Origin of the sequence: Mycobacterium sp. E2699, assembly GCF_001666745.1 — a bacterium.
Lineage (GTDB): Bacteria > Actinomycetota > Actinomycetes > Mycobacteriales > Mycobacteriaceae > Mycobacterium.
This window is the reverse complement of sequence record NZ_LZJH01000015.1, coordinates 1-1,577: the sequence shown is the minus strand read 5'-3', so window position 1 is coordinate 1,577 and position 1,577 is coordinate 1. Positions and strand designations below refer to the sequence as shown.

Annotated in this window: 3 protein-coding genes; 2 read left to right on the top strand and 1 reads right to left on the bottom strand. The window is 69.1% G+C overall.

The genetic code is table 11. The features are described 5' to 3' along the window. The coding region (locus A5696_RS00760; protein WP_369803264.1) for a glycosyltransferase at window positions 1–422 on the top strand (422 nt) is incomplete at its 5' end. Continuing rightward, a complete protein-coding gene (locus A5696_RS00755; RefSeq protein ID WP_067871873.1) occupies window positions 422–1,249 on the top strand; it encodes a glycosyltransferase family 2 protein in 828 nt (275 codons plus the stop codon). The genes A5696_RS00760 and A5696_RS00755, both read left to right, overlap by 1 nt. Window positions 1,250–1,263: 14 nt before the next feature. Here the strand turns inward: A5696_RS00755 and A5696_RS27890 are convergent. Continuing rightward, window positions 1,264–1,577: glycosyltransferase (locus A5696_RS27890; protein ID WP_369803263.1), on the bottom strand; the 314-nt coding region annotated here is incomplete at its 5' end.

Genomic DNA, 1,577 nt, shown 5'->3' with positions numbered 1-1,577 from the left:
GCGAACGGGCGTTGATCTGTTCGCGGGCGCAGGACACCGGCGTCCCCGATTTCGACCATGTGAAAGTCGTGGCGGCGGTGAACCACGCCGGGATCTTCCCCACCTGTCGTGCGGTGGTGCACCACGGCGGGTCGGGCACCACGGCCGCCGGGTTGCGCGCCGGCGTCCCGGCGCTGATCCTCTGGATCACCTCCGATCAGCCGATCTGGGCGGCCCAGATCAAGCAGCTGAAAGTCGGTTCGTCCCGGCGGTTTTCCAGCACCACCCGCAAGACGCTGGCCGCCGACCTCAGGTCGGTGCTCGCGCCGGCGTATGCCGCCCGGGCCCGCGACATCGCCTCGCGGATGACCAAACCCGCCGAGAGCGTCGCCACCGCCGCCGACCTGCTGGAAAAAGCCGCTCGAGGCGAAGGTTTCGGCTGATGTCGGAACGACCCGCGGGGTCGCACGGGCCAAGGTACGCTCCGGGTGTGTCCCTACTGATCACCGTGCCGGTTTACGGGCAGCACGAGTACACGCACGCGCTCGTGGCGGATCTGGAGCGCGAGGGCGCCGACTATGTGATCGTCGACAATCGCGGCGATTACCCGACCGTCGGAGATGAACGCGTCATCACGCCCGGCGGCAACCTCGGCTGGGCCGGCGGCAGCGAACTCGGATTCCGAACGGCGTTCGCGGAGGGCTACTCCCACGCGATGACGCTCAACAACGACACCCGGCTCTCGCGGGGATTCGTGGCCGCGCTGCTCGACCCGCGGCTGCCCGCGGACGCCGGAATGGTCGGCCCGATGTTCAACATCGGCTTCCCCTACGCGGTGACCCGTGATGTTCCGGATGCCGCAAGCTACGTTCCGCGGCCGCGGTATCGGGTGGTGCCAGCCATCGAGGGGACGGCGCTGGTGATGTCCCGGGAATGCTGGGACGCCGTGGGCGGGATGGACCTCGACACTTTCGGCCGCTACGGGTGGGGGCTCGACCTCGACCTCGCGCTGCGGGCGCGAAAGGCCGGATTCGGCTTGTACACAACGGAAATGGCGTACGTCAACCATTTCGGGCGCAAGACCGCGAACGCCCACTTCGGCAGCCGGTCGTATCACTGGGGCTCCAGCTGGGCGATGATTCAGGGGTTGCGCAAGACGCACGGATGGCCCGCCGCCATGGGGATCCTGCGCGAGATGGGGGCGGCGCACCGCCGCAAGTGGTACAAGTCGTTCCCGCTCGTCCAGCGCGACGCGGCCACTACGCCATAGGGCCGCCGGTCATTTCACACGCCGACGCGGACTGTCTGCTCCAGCAGATCGGCGGCGGTGGCGACGCCGACGGCGGGCCTGGTCATTCGCGGGGCGATCCCGCGCGCCCGGGCCGCGCAGTCCGGCGCCAGGATCTTGCGGAGCCGGCGGACCAATGATTTGCGGGTGATACGCGAAAGTTTCTTGGCGGAACCCACATTCAGCCGCTTGACCTGAGTGGCCCAGATGAACTGGTCGGCCACGTCCCACAGGATCAACGTCGGGAGCCCGGCGCGCAGGCTGGCCGCCGTGGTGCCCGCGCCGCCGTGGTGCACGACCGCGCGACAGG

Bases quoted from the DNA above. Each gene is read 5' to 3' on its own strand.
- A5696_RS00755 (WP_067871873.1), top strand. From the start codon at position 422: ATGTCGGAACGACCCGCGGGGTCGCACGGGCCAAGGTACGCTCCGGGT.